Raw genomic sequence first — 20,226 nt, 5'->3', positions numbered from 1 at the left:
GGCGTGGGGCCGAAGGCGGACGCGCCGAGCTTCCCGGCACGGGCGGGGCGGCGGTGACGACGCCGTCGGCGGGCTCGACGCGCCGGTGCCGTCGGCGGGGGTGCCGCCGGCGGGGGTGAGGGGTGGGGGCGACGGAACCGGTGAGGGGACCCGTGACGGGCGGCCCCCCGGACGGGCGCGGTCTCGCCGAGCGCCGCCCCTCGAACCGTCGCCCCTCTGTAACCGTCGTCGTGGTGACGCGGTGGCCGGTCCGGGCGGCGGGCCCGGTGGGACGACCGGCTTCCGTGCCCTGCGGTCACATGGGACGCGTCCGTCACCGCACATCGGCGGCGTCACCGGATGTCGACAACGCGGTAACAGCGGGAGCACCCGCGGGACAGGGACCGTTCACCCGGGTAGGCCCTCCGGTGGCCGGGGCCGAGGGCCCCGCGTGGTGCCCGTCGAGCGGCTCTGCCGGGCGGCGCCGTACCATGCATACGGTTGAAAGCAGGACAGCCTGCTCCATGAACGGACTAGCCGTGCACGATCGATCCCCCACCCGCCCGTCGCCCGACCACCGCTCCCCATGGAGGCACTCCGTGCCGCCTCGCCCGTCGGCCTCTTGGCGCATCGCGCTGCCGCACACCACCGCGGCCGTGCCCGTGGCCCGTGCGCTGGTGCGTTCGGCACTGGCCGAGCAGGAGCACGCCGCCGACTGCGACACCGCGGAGCTGCTCACGGCCGAGCTGGTCGCCAACGCCGTGGAGCACACCTCCGGCAGCGCCCCGATCGAGCTGGTCGTGGAACTGATGCCGACCGCCTGCCAGGTCGAGGTGCACGACCCGGACCCCGCGCCGCCCGGCGACCTGACCCGTCCGGTGGACATCACCCCCGACCCCTGGCAGGAGTACGGGCGCGGTCTGCTGCTGATCCGCGCCCTGAGCTCCTCCTGCGGCCACCGCCCCACCGGCTCCGGCAAGGCGGTCTGGTTCAGACTGCCTGTGGTGCCCGCTCAGCGTCGTCCGGCGTGACGGGGGCCTGGGCGAGCCGGGAGTGGCGGCGCCCGTAGGCCAGGTACAGGGCGAGCCCCGCCGCCAGGAACACGGCGAACTGGACCCAGGTCGTCACGCCCGTCTCGTACATCAGGTACAGGCAGAAGCCGACGCCGAGCAGCGGCATCACCGGGTAGAGCGGCACGCGGAAGGTGCGCTCCAGGCCCGGCTCGCGGCGGCGCAGCGCGATCACCGCGATGTTGACGGCCGCCATGGTGGCCAGGGTGCCGATGGTACACAGGTTGACCACCGAGTCCAGCGAGGCGAACGCCGCCGGGAGCGCGAAGACGATCCCGACGATCAGGGTCCCGGCGACCGGCGTGGCGGTGCGCGGGGAGACCTTCTCGAACACGGGCGGGACGAGTCCGTCGCGGGCCATCGACATCAGGATGCGGGTCTGGCCGTACGTCACGGTGAGCACCACCGAGGCGATGGCGACGACCGCGCCGAAGGCGACGATCGCGCCGCCGACCGTGGAACCGGTGACCTCGTCGACGACGTAGGACAGGGCGGCGGGCCGGCCGCCGACCTCGTCGCCGCCGATGGCGCCGATCGCGGCGAGGGCGACCGCGCAGTACAGCAGGGTGACCAGGCCGATGCAGACCAGGATGGCGACCGGGACGTCCCGGCGCGGGTTCTTCGCCTCCTCGCCGGCGGTGGTGATCGCGTCGAAGCCGATGTAGGAGAAGAAGGCGGCCGTGGTGCCGGCGCCGATGCCGCCGAGTCCGGCCGGGGAGAACGGGGTGAGGTTGCCGTCCTTGAAGGCGGTGTAGCCGATCGCGCAGAAGGCGACGAGGACGGCGAGCTTGAGGACGGCCATGGCGGCCGTGGCCCGGGCGCTCTCACGCACCCCGCGCACCAGCAGTACGCAGGCCAGGGCGATGACGACGACGGCGGGCAGGTTGACCACGCCACCGTCGCCGGGGCCCGCGGAGAGCGCGTCCGGGAGCGTCAGGCCGATGATGCTGTCCAGCAGTTCGTTGACGTACTGGCTCCAGCCGACCGCGACCGCGGACACCGACACGCCGTATTCGAGGAGCAGGCACCAGCCGACCAGGAAGGCGGTGGTCTCGCCGAGTCCGGCGTAGGCGAAGGAGTACGACGATCCGGAGACCGGGATGGCGCTGCCCAGCTCGGCGAAGGCGAACGCGGTGAACACGCAGGTGATCGCGGCCAGCACGAAGGAGATCACGACGGCGGGGCCGGCCTCGCCGACCGAGTCGGACAGGCCGACGAAGATGCCGGTGCCGACGATGGCGCCGACGCCGAAGCAGATGAGCTGGAACAGGCCCATCGTCCGCTTGAGGCCGTGTCCTTCGCGGTCGGCGCCGGATTCGGCCACCAGGAGGTGGGGGGACTTGATGCGGGGCATGCGGGTGGTGCTCGTTTCTGGTGGTGCGGGGGCGACGGGTGTGCCGCGGGCGGCGGCCGCGGAAGGGGTGGCTCCGAGCCGCCGGTCAGCTTGGGGCCCGTCCGGACGGGCCGCGGCTCAGGCGAGGGTGGCGACCATGACCGCCTTGATGGTGTGCAGCCGGTTCTCCGCCTCGTCGAAGACGACCGAGTGCGCCGACTCGAACACCTCGTCCGTGACCTCGAGGCAGTCCAGGCCGTGGGCGTCGAAGATCTCCTGGCCGACCTTGGTGCCCAGGTCGTGGAAGGCGGGCAGGCAGTGCAGGAACTTCACGTCCGGGTTGCCGGTGGCGCGCAGGACGTCCATGGTCACGGCGTACGGGGCGAGGGCGGCGATCCGCTCGGCCCAGACCTCCTTGGGCTCGCCCATGGAGACCCATACGTCGGTGGCGACGAAGTCGGCGCCCCGCACGCCCTCGGCCACCGACTCGGTGAGGGTGACGCGGGCGCCGCTCGCCGCGGCCAGCTCCCGGGCCCGGTCGACGATCTCCCGCGCGGGCCAGTAGGACCTCGGGGCGACGATCCGCACGTCCATGCCCAGCAGGGCGCCGGTCACCAGGTAGGAGTTGCCCATGTTGAAGCGGGCGTCGCCGAGGTAGGCGAAGGCGATCCGCTCCGGGGGCCTGGCGCTGTGCTCGGTCATCGTCAGCACGTCGGCGAGCATCTGGGTGGGGTGCCAGTCGTCGGTGAGGCCGTTGTAGACGGGCACGCCGGCGTGGGCCGCGAGCTCCTCCACCTTCGCCTGGCTGTCCCCGCGGTACTCGATCGCGTCGAACATGCGGCCGAGCACGCGGGCGGTGTCCTTCACGGACTCCTTGTGGCCGATCTGCGACCCGGACGGGTCCAGGTACGTCGTCGAGGCGCCCTGGTCGGCGGCGGCGACCTCGAAGGCGCAGCGGGTGCGCGTGGAGGTCTTCTCGAAGATCAGCGCGATGTTCTTCCCGCTCAGGTACCGCCGCTCGGTCCCGGCCTTCTTGGCGGCCTTCAGCTCGGCGGCCAGCTCGATCAGGGAGCGGAACTCCTCAGCGGTGAAGTCGAGCTCCTTGAGGAAGGGGCGGCCGGCGAGGGCGGCCGGGAGTGTCGCCATGGGGCGCTCCAGAGGGACGGGAACAGGACAACTGAAATACTATACAACGAATAGAATTCTTATACAGACTGCTGTGCGGGCGGCCCTCACACGGCGTCCCGCACCACCGGGCAGCTCATGCAGCGCGGCCCGCCCCGGCCACGCCCCAGCTCGCTGCCCGGGATCTCGATCACCTCGATGCCCTGCTTGCGCAGATGCGTGTTGGTGGTGGAGTTGCGCTCGTAGGCGACGACGACGCCCGGCTCGACGGCGAGCACGTTGCAGCCGTCGTCCCACTGCTCCCGTTCCGCGGCGTGGACGTCCTGGGTGGCGGTCAGCACGCGGATCTCGCTCAGGCCGAGCGCGGCGGCGATCGCCCGGTGCATGTGCTCCGGCGGATGGTCGGTGACCTTCAGCTCCTTTTCCCCTACGCCCGGTTCGATGGTGTATGAGCGGAGCATGCCGAGCCCCGCGTACTGGGTGAAGGTGTCGCCGTCGACCATCGTCATCACCGTGTCGAGGTGCATCAGGGCGCGGCGCTTGGGCATGTCCAGGGCCACGATCGTCTGCGCGGAGCCCGCGGCGAACAGCTTGTGGGCGAGCATCTCCACGGCCTGCGGCGTGGTCCGCTCGCTCATGCCGATGAGGACCGCGCCGTTGCCGATGACCAGCACGTCACCGCCCTCGATGGTCGACGGGTAGTCGGCCAGCCCCTCGGACCAGACGTGGAACGGCTCGTCCCGGAAGAGGGGGTGGTACCGGTAGATCGCCTCGAAGTGCACGGTCTCGCGCTGCCGGGCCGGCCAGCGCATCGCGTTGATCGAGACCCCGTCGTATATCCAGGCGGAGGTGTCGCGGGTGAAGAGGTGGTTGGGCAGCGGGCCGAGCAGGAAGTCGTCCAGCTCCATCACGTGGAAGCGCACCGAGACCGGCTCCGGGTGCGCGTCCAGGAACTCCCGTTTGGTCATGCCGCCCACCAGGGCCTCGGCGAGCTCGCGGGAGGGCAGCGCCTCGAAGGCGGCCCGCAGGTGGTCGGTGGCGAGCGGGCCGTACTCCTTCTCGTCGAAGACCTGGTCCAGGATCAGCTCCCTGGCCTGCGGGACGTCGAGGGTCTCGGTGAGCAGGTCGCCGAAGAGGTGGACGGCGATCCCGCGGTCGCGCAGCACGTCGGCGAAACCGTCGTGCTCGGCGCGCGCCCGGCGCACCCAGAGCACGTCGTCGAAGAGGAGCGCGTCCTTATTGCTGGGCGTGAGCCTTTTGAGCTCGAGATCCGGCCGGTGCAGGATGACGCGGCGCAGCCGCCCGGCCTCGGAGTCGACGTGGAATCCCATGCCTTCATCCTGACCATTCGGACGGGGTTCATCCCCCGCCCGCACGGACGGCCGCGCCGCCGTACGCGGGCGCGCGCGAAACGGGCGGGTACGTGCGGGGCGGTGCGGTGCGGACCGAGTACCCCGCGGGCGCGCAAAGGCCCCGCCGGGGGTCGGCCGGCCCCGTGGGGCGGACGGCCGCCCCCCGCGTGCGCCTGTGCCCCCGTCCCCGGCACGCGTACGACCTGTGATGCGACGCCGGGCGGCGCCTAGCCTACGGGCGTGGGGTCCGGACGGACGGCGCCCGGCCCCTCACCGCTCGGCGGGACGGCCCTCGCCACGGCGCTCCCGGCCGCTCCCCCTCCCGGTCCGCCGCCTCGACGGCCGGGGCCGACACGCCGCCCGCCCCCACGGCCGCCTCGCGCCCGCGGGACGGGACGTCGACGGTCCCGGCCGGGGGACGGGTGAGACGCCCGCTCCGCCCGCCGGAATCGACCGGCGGGCGGAGCGGGACCACTGCGGGGCCGGCGCGCACCGCGTCACAGGCGCGGGTCCACCGGCTCCGACTCCAGCGCCAGGACGCCGAAGACGGCCTCGTGCACCCGCCACAGCGGCTCGCCGTCCGCCAGCCGGTCCAGGGCCTCCAGGCCGAGGGCGTACTCGCGCAGCGCCAGCGACCGCTTGTGGTTCAGGAACCGCTGCCGCAGCCGGGCGAGGTTGTCCGGGCGCGTGTACTCGGGACCGTAGACGATCCGCAGGTACTCGCGGCCCCGGCACTTGACACCGGGCTGCACCAGGCGCCCGTTCCCGTCCCGCACCAGCGCTCCGACCGGCTTGACGACCATGCCCTCGCCACCGCGGCCGGTCGTCTCCAGCCACCAGTCGGTGCCGGCCCGCACCGACTCGGGGTCGCCGGTGTCGACGTACAGCCGCCGGGTGGTCCGGAGCAGGCCGCTGCCGTCGTGCTCGACGAGCCGGTCGAGTAGCGCGAGCTGCTCGTCGTGGGGCAGGCCGGCGAGGCTGCGGCCCCGGACGGCGAGGATCTGGAACGGGGCCAGGCGGACGCCGTCCAGGCCGTCGGTGGTCCAGCAGTAGCGCCGGTAGGCGGCCGTGAACGCGGCGGCGTCGGCGGCCCGCTCCCGCTGGCGCGCGAGCAGCTCCGTGACGTCGACGCCGCGGGCCGCCGCGCCCTCCAGGGCGGCCAGCGCGCCGGGGAACACCGCGCCGGAGGCGGCGCCCACGGCGGCGTACTGCGACCGCAGCAGCCCGGACGCCTTCAGGGACCAGGGCATCAGCTCGGCGTCCAGCAGCAGCCAGTCCGTCTCCAGCCTGTCCCACAGGCCGGCCTCGCCGATCGCCGCGCGCAGCCGGCCGAGGATCTCCTCGGTGACGGCCGCGTCGTCGAAGAAGGGGCGGCCGGTGCGGGTGTACAGGGACCCGGTGGGCCCGCCGTCGACTCCGAACCGCACGCGCGCCGCCTGCGCGTCCCGGCACACCAGCGCCACCGCCCTCGAGCCCATGTGCTTCTCCTCGCACACGACCCGGGCGACGCCGTCCGCGGCGTACTGCGCGAAGGCCTCCGCCGGGTGCTCCAGGTAGCCGTCGATCCGCGAGGTGGCGGTGGGCGCCATGGTCGGCGGGAGGTACGGCAGGAGCCGGGGGTCGATCGCGAAGCGGCTCATGACCTCCAGGGCCGCCGCCGCGTTCTCCTCCCGGACGGTGATCCGGCCCGCGTGCCGGGTCTCCACGACCCGCCGCCCGTGCACGTCCGCCAGGTCCAGCGGCCGGCCCCCGTGCCCGCCGGGCACCTCGGCGCGCAGCGGCCTGACCGGCTCGTACCAGACCCGCTCGGCCGGTACGTCGACCAGTTCGCGCTCCGGCCAGCGCAGCGCGGTCAGCCTGCCGCCGAAGACGGCGCCGGTGTCCAGGCAGATGGTGTTGTTGAGCCAGGTGGCCTCCGGGACGGGGGTGTGGCCGTAGACGACGGCGGCCCGGCCCCGGTAGTCCTCCGCCCACGGGTAGCGCACCGGCAGCCCGAACTCGTCGGTCTCCCCGGTGGTGTCGCCGTACAGGGCGTGGCTGCGGACCCGGCCGGAGGTGCGGCCGTGGTACTTCTCCGGCAGCCCGGCGTGGCAGACCACCAGTCTGCCGCCGTCGAGGACGTAGTGGCTGACCAGCCCGTCGACGAACTCCCGCACCTCGGCGCGGAACTCCTCGCTCTCGCCCTCCATCTGCGCGACGGTCTCGGCCAGGCCGTGGGTGTGCTGGACCTTGCGGCCCCTGAGGTACCGGCCGAACTTGTTCTCGTGGTTGCCGGGTACGCACAGCGCGTTGCCCGACTTCACCATCGCCATCACGCGGCGCAGCACGCCCGGGCTGTCGGGGCCGCGGTCGACGAGGTCGCCGACGAAGACGGCGGTGCGGCCCTCGGGGTGCACACCGTCGGAGTAGCCCAACGTACCGAGCAGCGCCTCCAGTTCGGCGGAGCAGCCGTGGACGTCGCCGATGATGTCGAACGGTCCGGTGAGGTGGGTGAGGTCGTTGAACCGCTTCTCGGTGACGACAGTGGCGTGCTCGACCTCGTCGGTGCCGCGCAGGACGTGGACCTTGCGGAAGCCCTCGCGCTCCAGGTGGCGCAGGGAGCGGCGGAGTTCGCGGACGTGGCGCCCGATCACGCGGCGCGGCATGCCGGCGCGGTCGGCGCGGGCCGCGTTGCGCGCGGCGCACACCTCCTCCGGCACGTCGAGCACGATCGCGATCGGCAGCACGTCGTACTGCCTGGCCAGCTCGATCAGCCGGCGCCGGGCCTCGGACTGGACGCTGGTGGCGTCGACGACGGTGCGCCGGCCGGCCGCGAGCCGTTTGCCCGCGATGTAGTACAGGACGTCGAAGGCGTCCCCGCTCGCGCCCTGGTCGTTCTCGTCGTCGGCGACCAGTCCCCGGCAGAAGTCGGAGGAGATGACCTCGGTGGGCTTGAAGTGGCGGCGGGCGAAGGTGGACTTGCCGGAGCCGGAGGCGCCGATCAGTACGACGAGGGAGAGGTCGGTGACCGGCAGGGTGCGGCCCTCGACGGGCGTCTCGGTGGTCATGCGGCCTTCGCCTCCTTCTCGGTCGGGACCGTGGTGCCCCTCGTGAACACGGCCATCTGGGTGGGCGGTCCCACCTCGGGGTCGTCGGGGCCGACGGGCCGGAACTCCACGCCGTACCCGTGGCGTGCGGCGACCGTCTCCGCCCAGGCGCGGAACTCGGCGCGGGTCCACTCGAAGCGGTGGTCGCGGTGGCGGACGTGTCCGGCCGGGAGGCTCTCCCAGCGGACGTTGTACTCGACGTTCGGCGTGGTCACGACGACCGTGCGGGGGCGGGCCGCGCCGAACACCGCGTGCTCCAGGGCGGGCAGCCGGGGCGCATCGAGGTGTTCGATCACCTCGCTCAGCACGGCGGCGTCGTACCCCTCGAGCCGGTGGTCGGTGTAGGCGAGGGAGCCCTGGAGGAGCCGCACGCGCGCGGCCTGCCGCTCCCCCATGCGGTCGAGCCTCAGCCGCCGGGAGGCGGCGGTGAGCGCGCGCACCGACACGTCGACGCCGAGGATTTCGGTGAAGCGCGGCTCTTTGAGCAACGCCTGGACCAGGTGGCCCTCCCCGCAACCGAGGTCGAGGACGCGGGCGGCGGCGGCCTCGCGCAGGGCGGCGAGGATCGCCTCCCTGCGCCGCACGGCGAGCGGCACCGGCTTCTCCCCGGTCTCGGCGCAGGCCCCGGTTTCTGCCTTTGTCGCGTCCCCGGTCCCCGTCCCCGCCACGCCCTCGGTCCCGGCCCCGGTCGCGGTCCCGGCCTCCTCCTCGACCGCGTTGTCGAGTTCCTCGGGCTCGCTGTCGTCCGCCTCTGCCAGCCGCGCCAGCTCCAGCCGCTCCTGCGCCTGTCGCGTCAGCGACCAGCGGCGCGACAGGTAACGGCTGGTGATCAGCTTCTGCTCGGGGTGCGCGGGCAGCCAGCCCTCGCCCGCCCGCAGCAGCTTGTCGACCTCGTCGGGGGCGACCCAGTAGTGCTTGGCGTCGTCGAGGACGGGGAGCAGGACGTACAGGTGGCGCAGGGCCTCGGCGAGGGTCAGCGCCCCGGACTCCAGGACCAGCCGCACGTACCGCGAATCGCCCCACTCGGGGAACGCGGTGTCCAGCGGGACGGGGTCCGCCGTCACCGCCCAGCCGAGCGGCTCGAACAGCCGTCGCACGAGGTCCGGGCCGCCGCGGGCGGGCAGCGCGGGCACCTCGATGCGCAGCGGCAGGGGCCGGGCGGGAAGCTCGGGCCTCGCCCTGCACACGCCGCGCAGCGCGCTGGAGAAGACGCCGCTCAGCGCGACGGCGAGCAGCGAGGAGGCGGCGTAGGGACGGTCGTTGACGTACTGCGCGAGCGCCGAGTCGGGCGCGCCGCCCCGGCCCTTGCCCCTGCCACGCCGGACCAGCGCCACCGGATCGACCTCCAGCAGCAGCGCCGCCGTGCAGCGCCGGTCCCCGGCCTCGGGGTAGAGGACGTGGGCCGTGCCGTAGGAGGTGGGGAACGCCTGCGCCCTGTCGGGATGCTTGTGCAGCAGGAAGCCGAGGTCGGTGGCGGGGCGTTCGGGGGTTCCGGTGGTGGTGACGGTCAGGAACATGCGGAGGCCTCTCCGGCCGGTCGACGACTTGGGGCGCCGTGCGCGAGAGCCCCCGGAAGGGTGATTCCGGGAGCTCCGCGGGACGGCGGTCACACCATCGCACAGCGGGCCGGGCCGGCGCCTTCGTTTATCCGGTCCCTCGTCCGCCCCGCCCGTCTTGCGCGCCGCCGCGTCCCGTGCGTCCTGTTCCTGTGCCGTCGGGTGCGGTCAGGACAGCTGCGTCTGCACCTGCGAGGAGATCAGCTCCAGGTGGTCCAGGTCGTCGAGGTCGAGGATCTGGAGGTAGATCCGCTGCGAGCCGACCTCGGCGTAGCGGCCGATCTTGTCGACGACCTCGGCCGGGGAGCCCGCGAGCCCGTTCAGCTTCAGCTCCTCGACCTCGCGGCCGATCGCGGCGGCGCGGCGGGCGACCTCGGCGTCGTCCCGGCCGACGCAGACGACGAGGGCGTTGGAGTACGTCAGGTCGCCGGCCTCGCGCCCGGCCTGCTCGGCGGCGGCGCGGACCCGGCCGAACTGGCGCTCGGTGTCCTCGATGGAGGCGAAGGGGATGTTGAACTCGTCGGCGTACCTCGCGGCCAGGCGCGGGGTGCGGGTCGCGCCGTGGCCGCCGATGAGCACGGGGACCTTCTTCTGCGCGGGCTTGGGCAGCGCGGGCGAGCCGGTGAGGTCGTAGTACTCGCCGTGGAAGTCGTACGTCTTGCCGACCTCGGTCGCCCACAGGCCGGTGACGATCTCCAGCTGCTCCTCCAGGCGCGCGAACTTCTCCTTCGGGAAGGGGATGCCGTACGCCTTGTGCTCCTCCTCGAACCAGCCCGCGCCCAGGCCCAGTTCGACCCGGCCGCCGGACATCTGGTCGACCTGCGCGACCTGGATGGCGAGCACACCGGGCAGCCGGAAGGTTCCGGCGGTCATCAGTGTGCCGAGCCGGATGCGCTTGGTCTCGCGGGCCAGGCCGGCGAGGGTGATCCAGGCGTCGGTGGGGCCGGGAAGGCCGTCCACGGAGCCCATCTTCAGATAGTGGTCGGAGCGGAAGAAGGCGTCGAAGCCCAGGTCCTCGGTGGCCTTCGCCACGGTGAGCAAGGTGTCGTAGGTGGCCCCCTGCTGGGGCTCGGTGAAGATGCGGAGATCCATGCGTCCATCCTGCACGCTCGGGCGGGCGTCCCTCCCGCCGGGCCCCCGCCGCGCTCCCGGCCGCGCGGGGTGGCGCGGGAGGGCCCCGGTGCCGCGCGGTCCCCGCGCCCGTGCCCCGCCCGCCGGGTGATCGCCGAGTCGCTCCTCCCCCGCCGGGACGTACCGGGAGCGGATCTTCGCCGGGGGGGTGTTCCCTCCGGTCGCCCCCGGGCCCCATACAATCGGCTCCCATGTCGCATCCTGACGAATTGCTCGTCGGCATCGCCACCATGGTGGAGGCCGAGCACAGCAATCAGATGTCGCTGACGGTCGTCGTGGGCGGTGCCGTCATCACCGGCCGGCTGGCCCCCCAGGCCGTCTGGAGGCAGCGCGTGTCGGAGGTGCTGCGCAGCTCCGACCGGCTGCGGGCGTTCTCCCCCGTCTTCGAGGGCGACGGGGCCGCCGGGACCGGCGGCGGTGAGCCGCCCACACATCTGCACTTCCATCTGGCGCGGATCCTCCAGGGCAGCACGGGCATTCCGGAGACGGGCGGCATGTACCGTGTCGCGATCAAGGACGTCACCGCGTGGAGCGTGGGCGACTTCCGCTACAGCGATCAGTGATTCCGGCCGGTCAGCCCGCCTCGCGCTCCGGCAACGCCCCTTCCCGGTCCGCCAGTCTGCGCAGCATCTCCAGGACGCGGTCCCTGGACTCGTCCGCCGCGTCGATGGCCTCCATGCACTGCCAGTAGGTGCCTTCGTCGTCCGCGGCGCAGGCGATGCCGACGAGGGCGATGCCGATCTCGCCGAGGAGGCCGTCGAGGCGGGCCAGCGCCTGGCGGGTGTCGCCCACTTCGGTCAGCTGGGCGGCGCGCAGCTCACCGGGGGCGAGCCCCGGCCTTTGCAGCACGCCGCAGCCGCGGCCGGCGAGCTCGGTGAGTCCGAGTGCCTCGCCCCGCAGTTCGGGCGGGCCGAAGACCGCGAGGCGGCTGCCGATCGCCTGCGCCAGGGCCTGTGCCTGCCACACCTCCCCCAGGATCTGAGGCACGTCGCCGCTCGCGGCCAGTGCGCGCCTGCTCGTCACGATGAGCCGCACCGCGTCCATGGGCCGCCCCCGTCTGTCCGACGTGCTCCGCGCACGTCCGCCCGAACTCCGCTGTCCACTACCCAGAGTGAAGGTATCGAGGGCCAAAAGCCAGAGGAAGGCGGAAATCTGTGGACAACAATTCGGTTTCGGGCAGGGTTTCGATTGCGGAGAGTAATAGCGGATGAAGTTGTTCCTCGGTACGGCGGGCAGTTCCGGCCCGTTTCCCGGGCGTCCCCCCGGTCGTCACGTTTCGCCGGCCGTACCGCTGCCCGGCACCGGGAACCTCCGCTCGTTCCGTTCGATCTTCGCCGCCAGCGCGGCCAGCGGATCGATGCCGAGCACCCCGCACAGCTGGAGCAGGTAGGCGAGGACGTCGGCGACCTCGTCGGTGACGCGGTGCGCGGTGCCGGGGTCGTCCATGACGCGGGCCGACTGCTCCGGCGTCAGCCACTGGAAGATCTCCAGCAGTTCGGACGCCTCGACGCTGAGCGCGCTGACGAGGTTCTTCGGGGTGTGGTACGGCTGCCAGTTCCGGGCGGCGGCGAACTCGGCGAGCCTGCGTTGCAGTTCCGCCAGGCCGGGGGAGCCGGAGCCGAGGGGGCCGGGTCCGGGGGGTTCAGAGGCGTGTGTCACGGCCCAGGTGTACCACCCTCACCCCGTCCGCCCCGTCCGGCCCGTCCACCCCGGCGGCCCATGACGCGTCACTGATCGTGCCGACGAGCCGGACGTGCCCTCGGGCGCACATCCCGGCCGCCAGCCGCAGCAGTTCCACGCGCTGGCGGGCGTCCAGGCCCCGGTCGAGGCCGTCGGCGAGGACGGTGAGCGTCTGCAGGGCGGCGGGGACCTCGCCGGCCACGTCGACCTCCAGCACCCCGGGCCCGGTGAGCAGGACCAGCGCGAGCGCGAGGTAGCGCAGCTCGCCGTAGCCCAGGCGCGCGAGGCCGGTGCGGGTGCCGCCGCCCCGGTCGAGCAGCGCGCGGACCGCTCCGCCGGCCACCGGTTCGGCCAGCACGTCGGCGACCGGCCCGGCGCATCCGGCGCGCACCGCCTCGACGAACCGGGCGTGCCGCCGTCCGCACTCGGTGCGGGTGCGCCACAGCACGTCGGCGACGTTGTCGCAGCCGCCGAGCAGCCGCCCCGAGCCGGCCGGCACCGGCTTCCGCATCCGCGCGGGGCACGGGTCGCAGGCGAAGACGGAGCGCAGGGCGACCAGCATCTGCTCGGCGGCGGCGAGCACCCTGCGCTGCCCGTCCGTCTTGCCGGCCACCCGCAGCGGCAGCAGGGCGGTGCCCAGCCGGTCGTCGGGCAGCGGGGCGCGGGTCACCGACGCCGGTCCGGCCGTGTGCCAGGCGGCCTGCACGGCGCGGCGGCCGGGGTCGCGCAGGGCGGTCTGGAGCAGCACGAGTCCGCCGGCCGTCAGCCGCTCGCCCACGATCCGCAGTTCGGGTTCCGCCTGAACGGCGACGTCGAGCCGGACCGGTCCCTCGGGGCCGTCGGCCGTGCAGCCGATGCGGAAGCCGCGGCGCCGCTGGGCGTCGGGCCGGGCCCGCTCGGGCACGCAGGCGCCCGGGTCGGGGAAGACCGTGCCGAGTCCGGCACCGGAACCGAGCCGGGCCAGGGCCTCGTACGCCCGCAGCGCGCTGGTCTTGCCGCTGCCGCTGGGCCCGGTCAGGAGGGTGAGCGGTGCGAGGGGGACGGTGACGCGCCGGTGCGCGGCGAAGGCGGACAGCCGCAGTTCGGTGACGCACGGCCGGTCGGGGCGCCTCCCGTCGTCATCGCGCGGCACCGCGGGCGGCGGTGCGGGAACGGCCGGCGGGGTCGGCAAGGTCATGTCCGGACCGTAGGGCTCCGCCGTCGGGCGAACCGTTCCGCCACCGGTCCCTTCCCACGATCGGGGGACCGGGCGGGTCCGCCCCCCTCGCCTCCCGGGGCCGTCTCGCCCCGCCGCCCCCGAAAGGGCCGTCAGACGCCGGGGGCCTCCGCGCCCTCCATGAGCCCGGTCACCTCGGTGCCGGCCGGGGTGAGCAGGAACACGTTCCGGTCGACCCGGTGCATTCCGCTGGCCAGGCCGAAGACGACGCCCGTGCTGAAGTCCAGGACCCGCTTGGCGACCTCGGTCTCCGCGCCGGTCAGATCGAGCAGGACCGGGATGCCCGCCATGAGGGTCTCGGCGACCTCGCGGGCGTCGGCGAACACGTTGACCCGCAGCACGACGAAGCGGCGCCGGGCCTCGGTCTCCGCCTCCGGCAGCGCGCGGTGGCCCACCGAGGACGGCCAGGCGTCGCGGCCCCGCAACGGCACGACCTGGGCGAGCCCTTCCCACTGCTCATCGGTGACGTCGTGGCTGTTCACCGGCTCCCCGCTTCGACTCGCCTTGTTGCCTGCATCAGCCAATTCTTACGCCATGTCACCCGATCGGCCCAACAGCGACACGGGGTCGGCCGGCCGAGTCGCGGGGCCCCCACGGCCGGGCGTGTTCCCGTGGGCCGCTCGCCCCGTTCGGTCCGGCTTGTCACCGCCCCCGTGGGAGCACTACTGTCGCCACGCCTTGGTGAACGGGAAATCCGGTGTGATGCCGGTGCGGCCCTCGCCACTGTGATCGGGAAGTCCGGCTCCGGCCCTCGCGGGCGGCCACTGGGTCCTTCGGGACCCGGGAAGGCGGAGCACGGGCGGTGGTACCCGTCAGCCAGGAGACCGGCCAAGGCGCGTCGTCCATCCACGAGGTGCTGGAGAGGGTCTGCTGAGCCATGCACATAGCCGAGGGCTTTCTGCCTCCGGCGCACGCGATCGCCTGGGGTGTCGCGTCCGCGCCGTTCGTCGTCCACGGAGTCCGGTCGCTCACCCGTGAGGTGAGGGAGCATCCCGAGAGCACGCTGCTGCTCGGCGCCTCCGGGGCGTTCACGTTCGTCCTGTCTGCACTCAAACTGCCCTCGGTGACCGGGAGTTGCTCCCATCCCACCGGCACGGGACTGGGCGCGATCCTGTTCCGGCCGCCGGTCATGGCGGTGCTCGGCACCATCACCCTGCTCTTCCAGGCGCTGCTGCTCGCGCACGGCGGGCTGACCACGCTCGGCGCCAACGTCTTCTCCATGGCGGTCGTGGGGCCGTGGGCCGGGTACGGCGTGTACCGGCTGCTGCGGCGATGCGGCGCGCCGCTGGCGGTCGCGGTGTTCGCCGCCGCGTTCGTCGCCGACCTGTCGACCTACTGCGTCACCAGCGTGCAGCTGGCGCTCGCCTTCCCCGACCCGGGCAGCGGGTTCTCGGGCGCGCTCGGCAAGTTCGGCTCCGTCTTCGCCCTCACCCAGATCCCGCTGGCGGTGAGCGAGGGACTGCTCACCGTGCTCGTGATGCGGCTGCTGACGCAGTCCAGCAAGGAGGAACTGGCCCGGCTCGGCGTGGTGGCGGACCGGCGGGAGGCACGGGAGGCGGTGGCCCGGTGAGGCGGAACACGAAGATCAACGCGTTGTTGCTGCTGGCGGTGGCCGCGCTGGCCGTCCTGCCGTTGGCGCTCGGGCTCGGCGACCACAAGGAGGAGCCGTTCGCGGGGGCCGACGCCGAGGCGGAGACGGTGATCACCGAGATCGACCCGGACTACGAGCCGTGGTTCTCCCCGCTGTACGAACCGCCCTCCGGGGAGATCGAGTCGGCGCTGTTCGCCGTGCAGGCGGCGATCGGCGCGGGCGTGCTGGCGTACTTCTTCGGACTGCGCCGGGGGCGGCGGCAGGGCGAGGAACGCGCCCTGGCGGCGACGCGGGACGGTGACGGCGCGCGCGGGGACACCGCGGAGCCCGCCGGCGACGGGGACTGAGGCCGCGCCGTGCTGCCGATCGACGCGGCGGCGCACGCCGGCCGCTGGCGCCGCCGCCACCCCGTGGACAAAGCCGTGCTCGGGCTCGGCCTCACCGGGCTCGCCCTCTGCCTGCCGCCCTGGCCGGGCGCGGCGCTGGTGCTGGTGACGGCTCTCGCCGTACTGCTGGGCCCGGCGGGCGTACCGGGGCGACGGCTGTGGCGGGCCATCCGGGTGCCGCTGGGGTTCTGCGTGACCGGGGCGCTGCCGCTGCTGGTGCGGGTCGGCGGGGCGGACGGCCCCGTGGCGCTCGCCGACGGGGGGTGGGTGCGGGCCGGGGAACTGCTGCTGCGGTCCTGCGCGGCCTCGCTCGGGGTGCTGCTGTTCGCGTTCACCACGCCGGTGTCGGACCTGCTGCCGCGCCTGGTGCGGGCCGGGGTGCCCGCGCCGGTGGTCGACGTGGCGCTGGTGACGTACCGCATGAGCTTCCTGCTGCTGGACTCCGTGCGCCGGGTGCGCGACGCGCAGGCCGCACGGCTCGGGCACACCACCCGGGCCGCCGCCTGGCGGTCCCTGGGCGGGCTCGGCGCCACCGCGTTCGTACGCGCCTTCGGGCGGGCGGCGCGGCTCCAGGCTGGGCTGGCCGGGCGCGGTTACGACGGCACCCTGCGCGTCCTGGTGCCCGAGGCCCGCGTCTCCGTCCCCTTCACGGCGGCGAGCGCCGCGCTGCTGGCGGCGCTGGCCGCCCTGACCTTCGTACTGGAGGGGTTCCTGACATGAGCGACGATTCCGTGGTGGTCGCCCTGCGGGGCGTGTCCTTCGGCTACGAGGACGGGCCGGCGGTGCTCGACGGGCTCGACTTCGCGGTGCGCGAGGGGCGGGCGCTGGCGCTGCTGGGCCGCAACGGCAGCGGCAAGACGACGCTGATGCGGCTGCTCAGCGGCGGGCTCCGGCCACGGGCGGGGAAGCTGGTGGTGGACGGGGAGCCGGTGACGTACGACCGGAAGGGGCTGACGCGGCTGCGGACGACCGTGCAGCTGGTGGTGCAGGACCCGGACGACCAGTTGTTCGCGGCGTCGGTCGCGCAGGACGTGTCGTTCGGGCCGCTGAACCTCGGTCTGCCCGACGCGCAGGTGCGGGCCAGGGTGGCGGAGGCGCTGGACGCGCTGGACATCGGGGCGCTGGCCGACCGGCCCACCCATCTGCTGTCGTACGGGCAGCGCAAGCGGACCGCGATCGCCGGGGCGGTCGCGATGCGGCCCCGGGTGCTGATCCTGGACGAGCCGACCGCCGGGCTCGACCCGGACGGGCAGGAACGGCTGCTCCTCACGCTGGACGGGCTGCGCGCGGGCGGGACGACCGTGGTGATGGCCACGCACGACGTCGACCTCGCCCTGCGCTGGGCCGACGACGCCGCGCTGCTCGCCCCGGGGGGCGGGGTGCGCACCGGCCCGGCCGCCGGGCTGCTGGCCCGCGCGGACCTGCTGCGGGAGGCGGGGCTGCGGCTGCCGTGGGGGGTGGCGGTGGCCCGGCTGCTGTACGCGCGGGGGGCGCTGGCGGAGGGGGAGGCGGGCCCGCGCACGCCGGAGGAGCTGGCGGCACTGGTGGCGGCGGGCGCCGGTGGCGGGTGAGCGCCGGCGCATGGGCGCGGTGATGCGCCACGGCCGGGCGGGCCGGGTTCCCGGTGCCGCCGGTCTGCGTGTGAACGCTCCGCAGGGGCCGGGTGACTACGGGGTCCTCGGCCCCGTCCCCGCCAGGCGCTCCCCGACCCGTGCCGCCGTCTCGCGCAGCCAGCGGTGGGCCGCGTCGTGCGTGTGCACCGGATGCCACCACAGGGCCTCCCGCAGCGGAACCGCCTCGTAGGGCGGTTCCACCGCGCGCACGGCGGCGACCGGCGCGAGCAGCCGGGCGAGGCGGGCCTGCACCAGGGCGATCCGCCGGGTGCCGGCCACCAGGTGCGGCAGCAGCTGGAAGCTGTCGACGGAGACCTCGACGCGGGGTTCGATGCCGAGCATGCCGAGCTGGCGTACGGCGGGGGCGTCGTAGGTCCGCTGGTAGGTGACCCAGGGCAGCTCGGCCACGTCCCGCCGGGTCAGCCGGTCGCCGACGGTCGGATGGCCGTCGGCGACGAGGAAGACCCAGCGGTCCTCGTACAGGTCGGTGGCGGGGAAGCCGCTGATGACGCCGTGCGGCATGAGCAGGCCGTCGGTGGCGCTCAGCAGCGCGGCGGTGTCGTCGGCCACGGTGGGCGGGGTCTGGGTGAAGCGCAGCCGGATGCCGGGGGCCTCCTCGTGCACGGTCCGGGCGAGTTCGGCGCCGAAGACGCAGACGGCGTAGTCGGACGCCAGGAGCCTGAACTCGCGGCTCTCCTTCGCCGGATCGAAGTCGGCCTGACTGGCGAAGAGGCGTTCTAGCAGGTCGCAGGCGGTGGAGGTGCGGTCGAGGAGGACCTGCCCGAGCGCGGTGAGTTCGTAGTGGCCGCCGACCCGGGCGAGCAGGTCGTCGTCGAAGTGGCGGCGCAGGCGGGCGAGCGCGGCGCTCATGGCGGGCTGGCTGAGGCCGACGCGCTGTCCGGCCCGGGTGACGTTGCGCTCCTCCAGCAGCGCGCGCAGGGCGACGACGAGGTTGAGGTCGAGGCTGGCCAGGTTCACGGGACTTCCCCTTGCGGACGGCGCCGGACAGCGGCGGGCAAATGCCGCACCCCCGCACAGGGCATCAACGCGGTGGATAGTAGTCATCCACGGAATCTATTTCCCTGATCACGGGTGGCGGGTCCAGATTAGTCACACCGCAATCAGGAGGACATGTCCGTGAAACCCGAACCCGCGTCCGCTCTCTTCGCCGGACCGTTCGCCCTCGCCACCCTGTCGGCTCCGGACGGGCCGGCCTTCCCCGCCCTCGTCACCCCCGACGGCCGGGTGCTCGACCTCGAAGCCGCCTTCGGCGAAGGGCGGTTGACGGTCCGGGACCTGCTGGAGCGCTGGGCGGCCGCCCTGCCGCGGCTGCGCGCGCTGGCCGCGGAACCGGGTGGGGCGCGCAGGCCGCTCGCGGACTTCCGGGTGCACGCGCCCGTCGAGCCGCGCCAGGTCTTCCAGTCCGGCGCCAACTACCGCCAACACGTCATCGACCTGCACGTGGCCCACCGCGCCCCCGGCGACGACCGCCCCGAGGAGGAGCGGCGCGCCGAGGCCGCGGAGATCATGGACCGCCGGGCGGCGGAGGACCTGCCGTACGTGTTCATCGGCCTGCCCAGCGCCGTCACCGGCCCGTACGACGACGTGGTGCTGCCCGCGTGGGCCGAGAAACCCGACTGGGAACTGGAGTTGACGGCCGTGATCGGCCGGCCCGCCCACCGGGTCCCGGTGGAGGAGGCGCTGGAGTACGTCGCCGGGTACACGATCGCCAACGACCTCACCGACCGCGCCACCGTCTTCCGCCGGGACATGCCGCAGATCGGCACCGACTGGCTGCGCAGCAAGAACGCCCCCGGCTTCACCCCGCTCGGCCCCTGGATCGTGCCGGCGGAGTCGATCGCCGACCCCGGCGACCTGCGGCTGACGCTGAAGCTGAACGGCGAGACGATGCAGGACGAGTCCACCAAGGACATGATCTTCGACGTGGCGCGCATGGTGTCCCACGCCTCGCAGAGCGCCCGCCTCCTCCCCGGCGACCTGGTGCTGACCGGCAGCCCGGCCGGCAACGGCATGCACTGGGGCCGGCTGCTGCGCGACGGCGACGTCATGGAGTCCACCATCACCGGCCTCGGCGTCCAGCGCACCCGCTGTGTGGCGGAGGCGTCGTGACGCTCGACCGCGACGACCCCGAGGGCGCGATCGCCGAGGCCGCCGAGGCGTGCTCCAACTGGGGCCGCTGGGGCGAGGACGACCGGCTCGGCACCCTCAACTTCCTCGACGAGCACAAGCGGCGCGAGGGCGCGGCCCTGGTCCGGCGGGGCGTCAGCTTCTCCCTGTCCCAGCGCTTCGACATGAACGGCCCGCAGAAGGGGTGGCGGCGGCGCACCAACCCGGTGCACACCATGCTGGACACCGGCACCGACGCCGCCCTCGGCAACCAGGGCTTCCCGCACGGCATCGGCGGCGCCGACGACGTGATCGCGATGCCGTTGCAGTGCTCCACCCAGTGGGACGGGCTCGGGCACATCTTCGACCACGGCAAGGCGTGGAACGGACGCCCGGCGGAGAAGGTCGTCACCTCCGACGGCGACCTGGTCACCGGCATCGAGCACATGGCCCCGCACGTCGCCGGCCGCGGTGTCCTGCTGGACGTCGGCCGCGTGATCGGCGAGGACGGCGAACTGCCCGACGGTTTCGCCGTCACCGAGGAGCACCTGACGGCGACCGCCGAGGCGCACGGCGTGACCGTGGGGCGCGGCGACATCGTCCTCGTACGGACCGGGCAGCTCACCCGGGCACACCGCGACGGCTGGGGCGACTACGCCGGCGGCCCGGCGCCCGGCCTGTCCTTCACCACCGCCCGCTGGCTGCACCGCACCGAGATCGCCGCGATCGCCACCGACACCTGGGGCTTCGAGGTGCGGCCCAACGAGTTCGAGCACGCCTTCCAGCCGCTGCACCAGGTCGCCATCCCCCACATCGGCCTGCTCATCGGCGAGATGTGGGACCTGGACGCGCTGGCGGAGGACTGCGCGGCCGACGGCCGTTACGCGTTCTGGCTCACCGCCGCTCCCCTGCCCGTCACCGGCGCGGTCGGCTCGCCCGTCAACCCGATCGCCGTCAAGTAGTACGCGGGGCCCAACCAGC

At 73.9% G+C, this 20,226-nt stretch carries 19 protein-coding genes and 1 riboswitch; of the genes, 8 read left to right on the top strand and 11 right to left on the bottom strand.

Features of this window, described 5'->3' with window-relative positions; genetic code table 11:
• Positions 1-503 precede the first annotated feature (503 nt).
• On the top strand, positions 504-1,010 hold the full coding sequence (locus ACSU6Z_RS23045; protein ID WP_437048326.1) for an ATP-binding protein: 507 nt from the start codon (positions 504-506) through the stop codon (positions 1,008-1,010).
• On the opposite strand, the gene ACSU6Z_RS23040 is transcribed toward ACSU6Z_RS23045, so the two are convergent.
• The 6 genes from ACSU6Z_RS23040 to ACSU6Z_RS23015 all read right to left on the bottom strand — a co-directional run bounded on the left by ACSU6Z_RS23040 (position 970) and on the right by ACSU6Z_RS23015 (position 10,593).
• Positions 970-2,403, bottom strand: coding sequence for an amino acid permease (locus ACSU6Z_RS23040; RefSeq protein ID WP_437048324.1), 1,434 nt, complete (start codon positions 2,401-2,403; stop codon positions 970-972). The genes ACSU6Z_RS23045 and ACSU6Z_RS23040 overlap by 41 nt on opposite strands.
• 117 nt (positions 2,404-2,520) lie before the next feature.
• A complete protein-coding gene (gene argF / locus ACSU6Z_RS23035) occupies positions 2,521-3,528 on the bottom strand; it encodes an ornithine carbamoyltransferase (RefSeq protein WP_437048322.1) in 1,008 nt (335 codons plus the stop codon).
• Between the two features lie 86 nt (positions 3,529-3,614).
• On the bottom strand, positions 3,615-4,838 hold the full coding sequence (locus ACSU6Z_RS23030) for an arginine deiminase (protein WP_437015246.1): 1,224 nt from the start codon (positions 4,836-4,838) through the stop codon (positions 3,615-3,617).
• Positions 4,839-5,356: 518 nt separating this feature from the next.
• Entirely contained in the window at positions 5,357-7,906 is a 2,550-nt protein-coding gene (locus ACSU6Z_RS23025; protein WP_437048321.1) for a polynucleotide kinase-phosphatase, read from the bottom strand.
• Complete coding sequence (locus tag ACSU6Z_RS23020) at positions 7,903-9,462, bottom strand: 3' terminal RNA ribose 2'-O-methyltransferase Hen1 (RefSeq protein WP_437048319.1); 1,560 nt, start codon at positions 9,460-9,462, stop codon at positions 7,903-7,905. The genes ACSU6Z_RS23025 and ACSU6Z_RS23020 overlap by 4 nt, the downstream gene beginning before the upstream one ends.
• A gap of 207 nt (positions 9,463-9,669) precedes the next feature.
• Positions 9,670-10,593 carry an LLM class F420-dependent oxidoreductase gene (locus tag ACSU6Z_RS23015; protein ID WP_437048317.1) on the bottom strand — a complete coding sequence of 308 codons (924 nt, stop codon included), beginning with the start codon at positions 10,591-10,593 and terminating at the stop codon, positions 9,670-9,672.
• A 230-nt stretch (positions 10,594-10,823) separates the two neighbouring features.
• Between ACSU6Z_RS23015 and ACSU6Z_RS23010 the strand changes: the two genes are divergently transcribed.
• The gene (locus ACSU6Z_RS23010) at positions 10,824-11,195 is read left to right on the top strand and encodes a hypothetical protein (protein WP_437048316.1); all 372 of its coding nucleotides are present in this window, start codon (positions 10,824-10,826) and stop codon (positions 11,193-11,195) included.
• A 10-nt stretch (positions 11,196-11,205) separates the two neighbouring features.
• Here ACSU6Z_RS23010 and ACSU6Z_RS23005 read toward each other — a convergent pair whose 3' ends face one another.
• From ACSU6Z_RS23005 to ACSU6Z_RS22990, 4 genes are all read right to left on the bottom strand, one after another.
• On the bottom strand, positions 11,206-11,676 hold the full coding sequence (locus ACSU6Z_RS23005; protein ID WP_437048314.1) for a DUF6099 family protein: 471 nt from the start codon (positions 11,674-11,676) through the stop codon (positions 11,206-11,208).
• 225 nt (positions 11,677-11,901) lie between these two features.
• Positions 11,902-12,291, bottom strand: a complete 390-nt coding sequence (locus tag ACSU6Z_RS23000; RefSeq protein ID WP_437048313.1) for a nucleotide pyrophosphohydrolase — start codon at positions 12,289-12,291, stop codon at positions 11,902-11,904.
• Positions 12,275-13,489: an AAA family ATPase gene (locus ACSU6Z_RS22995; RefSeq protein ID WP_437048311.1), complete on the bottom strand. Its 1,215-nt coding sequence runs from the start codon at positions 13,487-13,489 to the stop codon at positions 12,275-12,277. The genes ACSU6Z_RS23000 and ACSU6Z_RS22995 overlap by 17 nt, the downstream gene beginning before the upstream one ends.
• Before the next feature lie 131 nt (positions 13,490-13,620).
• A complete protein-coding gene (locus tag ACSU6Z_RS22990; RefSeq protein WP_437048310.1) occupies positions 13,621-14,010 on the bottom strand; it encodes a cell division protein SepF in 390 nt (129 codons plus the stop codon).
• Between the two features lie 180 nt (positions 14,011-14,190).
• Positions 14,191-14,375, top strand: a riboswitch (cobalamin riboswitch).
• Between the two features lie 30 nt (positions 14,376-14,405).
• On the opposite strand from ACSU6Z_RS22990, the gene ACSU6Z_RS22985 reads away from it, so the two are divergent.
• The 4 genes from ACSU6Z_RS22985 to ACSU6Z_RS22970 are packed head-to-tail and all read left to right on the top strand — an operon-like array spanning position 14,406 to position 17,076.
• Positions 14,406-15,098 (top strand): energy-coupling factor ABC transporter permease, encoded by a 693-nt coding sequence (locus tag ACSU6Z_RS22985; RefSeq protein ID WP_437048308.1) that lies wholly within the window; start codon positions 14,406-14,408, stop codon positions 15,096-15,098.
• On the top strand, positions 15,095-15,466 hold the full coding sequence (locus ACSU6Z_RS22980; protein WP_437048306.1) for an energy-coupling factor ABC transporter substrate-binding protein: 372 nt from the start codon (positions 15,095-15,097) through the stop codon (positions 15,464-15,466). Before ACSU6Z_RS22985 ends, ACSU6Z_RS22980 begins: the two co-directional genes overlap by 4 nt.
• 9 nt (positions 15,467-15,475) lie before the next feature.
• Positions 15,476-16,225: a cobalt ECF transporter T component CbiQ gene (gene cbiQ / locus ACSU6Z_RS22975; RefSeq protein WP_437048304.1), complete on the top strand. Its 750-nt coding sequence runs from the start codon at positions 15,476-15,478 to the stop codon at positions 16,223-16,225.
• Complete coding sequence (locus ACSU6Z_RS22970; RefSeq protein WP_437048302.1) at positions 16,222-17,076, top strand: energy-coupling factor ABC transporter ATP-binding protein; 855 nt, start codon at positions 16,222-16,224, stop codon at positions 17,074-17,076. The genes cbiQ and ACSU6Z_RS22970 overlap by 4 nt, the downstream gene beginning before the upstream one ends.
• A gap of 96 nt (positions 17,077-17,172) precedes the next feature.
• On the opposite strand, the gene ACSU6Z_RS22965 is transcribed toward ACSU6Z_RS22970, so the two are convergent.
• Positions 17,173-18,096 carry a LysR family transcriptional regulator gene (locus tag ACSU6Z_RS22965; RefSeq protein ID WP_437048301.1) on the bottom strand — a complete coding sequence of 308 codons (924 nt, stop codon included), beginning with the start codon at positions 18,094-18,096 and terminating at the stop codon, positions 17,173-17,175.
• A gap of 153 nt (positions 18,097-18,249) precedes the next feature.
• Here ACSU6Z_RS22965 and ACSU6Z_RS22960 point away from each other — a divergent pair, with 153 nt between their 5' ends.
• A complete protein-coding gene (locus tag ACSU6Z_RS22960) occupies positions 18,250-19,248 on the top strand; it encodes a fumarylacetoacetate hydrolase family protein (RefSeq protein WP_437048299.1) in 999 nt (332 codons plus the stop codon).
• Positions 19,245-20,207 carry a cyclase family protein gene (locus tag ACSU6Z_RS22955; RefSeq protein WP_437048297.1) on the top strand — a complete coding sequence of 321 codons (963 nt, stop codon included), beginning with the start codon at positions 19,245-19,247 and terminating at the stop codon, positions 20,205-20,207. Before ACSU6Z_RS22960 ends, ACSU6Z_RS22955 begins: the two co-directional genes overlap by 4 nt.
• Positions 20,208-20,226: the final 19 nt, after the last annotated feature.

This window comes from Streptomyces sp. enrichment culture (genome assembly GCF_964273145.1).
Taxonomy (GTDB): domain Bacteria; phylum Actinomycetota; class Actinomycetes; order Streptomycetales; family Streptomycetaceae; genus Streptomyces.
This window is presented reverse-complemented; position numbering and strand designations above follow the sequence as displayed.

Excerpts from the sequence above, each read along its gene's own strand:
- ACSU6Z_RS23010 (WP_437048316.1), top strand. The coding sequence starts at position 10,824 with ATGTCGCATCCTGACGAATTGCTCGTCGGCATCGCCACCATGGTGGAG.
- ACSU6Z_RS23045 (WP_437048326.1), top strand. The coding sequence starts at position 504 with ATGAACGGACTAGCCGTGCACGATCGATCCCCCACCCGCCCGTCGCCC.
- ACSU6Z_RS22985 (WP_437048308.1), top strand. The coding sequence starts at position 14,406 with ATGCACATAGCCGAGGGCTTTCTGCCTCCGGCGCACGCGATCGCCTGG.
- ACSU6Z_RS23015 (WP_437048317.1), bottom strand. The coding sequence starts at position 10,593 with ATGGATCTCCGCATCTTCACCGAGCCCCAGCAGGGGGCCACCTACGAC.
- ACSU6Z_RS23025 (WP_437048321.1), bottom strand. The coding sequence starts at position 7,906 with ATGACCACCGAGACGCCCGTCGAGGGCCGCACCCTGCCGGTCACCGAC.
- ACSU6Z_RS23030 (WP_437015246.1), bottom strand. The coding sequence starts at position 4,838 with ATGGGATTCCACGTCGACTCCGAGGCCGGGCGGCTGCGCCGCGTCATC.
- ACSU6Z_RS23020 (WP_437048319.1), bottom strand. The coding sequence starts at position 9,462 with ATGTTCCTGACCGTCACCACCACCGGAACCCCCGAACGCCCCGCCACC.
- ACSU6Z_RS23005 (WP_437048314.1), bottom strand. The coding sequence starts at position 11,676 with ATGGACGCGGTGCGGCTCATCGTGACGAGCAGGCGCGCACTGGCCGCG.
- ACSU6Z_RS23040 (WP_437048324.1), bottom strand. The coding sequence starts at position 2,403 with ATGCCCCGCATCAAGTCCCCCCACCTCCTGGTGGCCGAATCCGGCGCC.
- ACSU6Z_RS22970 (WP_437048302.1), top strand. The coding sequence starts at position 16,222 with ATGAGCGACGATTCCGTGGTGGTCGCCCTGCGGGGCGTGTCCTTCGGC.
- argF (WP_437048322.1), bottom strand. The coding sequence starts at position 3,528 with ATGGCGACACTCCCGGCCGCCCTCGCCGGCCGCCCCTTCCTCAAGGAG.
- ACSU6Z_RS22960 (WP_437048299.1), top strand. The coding sequence starts at position 18,250 with ATGTCCGTGAAACCCGAACCCGCGTCCGCTCTCTTCGCCGGACCGTTC.
- ACSU6Z_RS22995 (WP_437048311.1), bottom strand. The coding sequence starts at position 13,489 with ATGACCTTGCCGACCCCGCCGGCCGTTCCCGCACCGCCGCCCGCGGTG.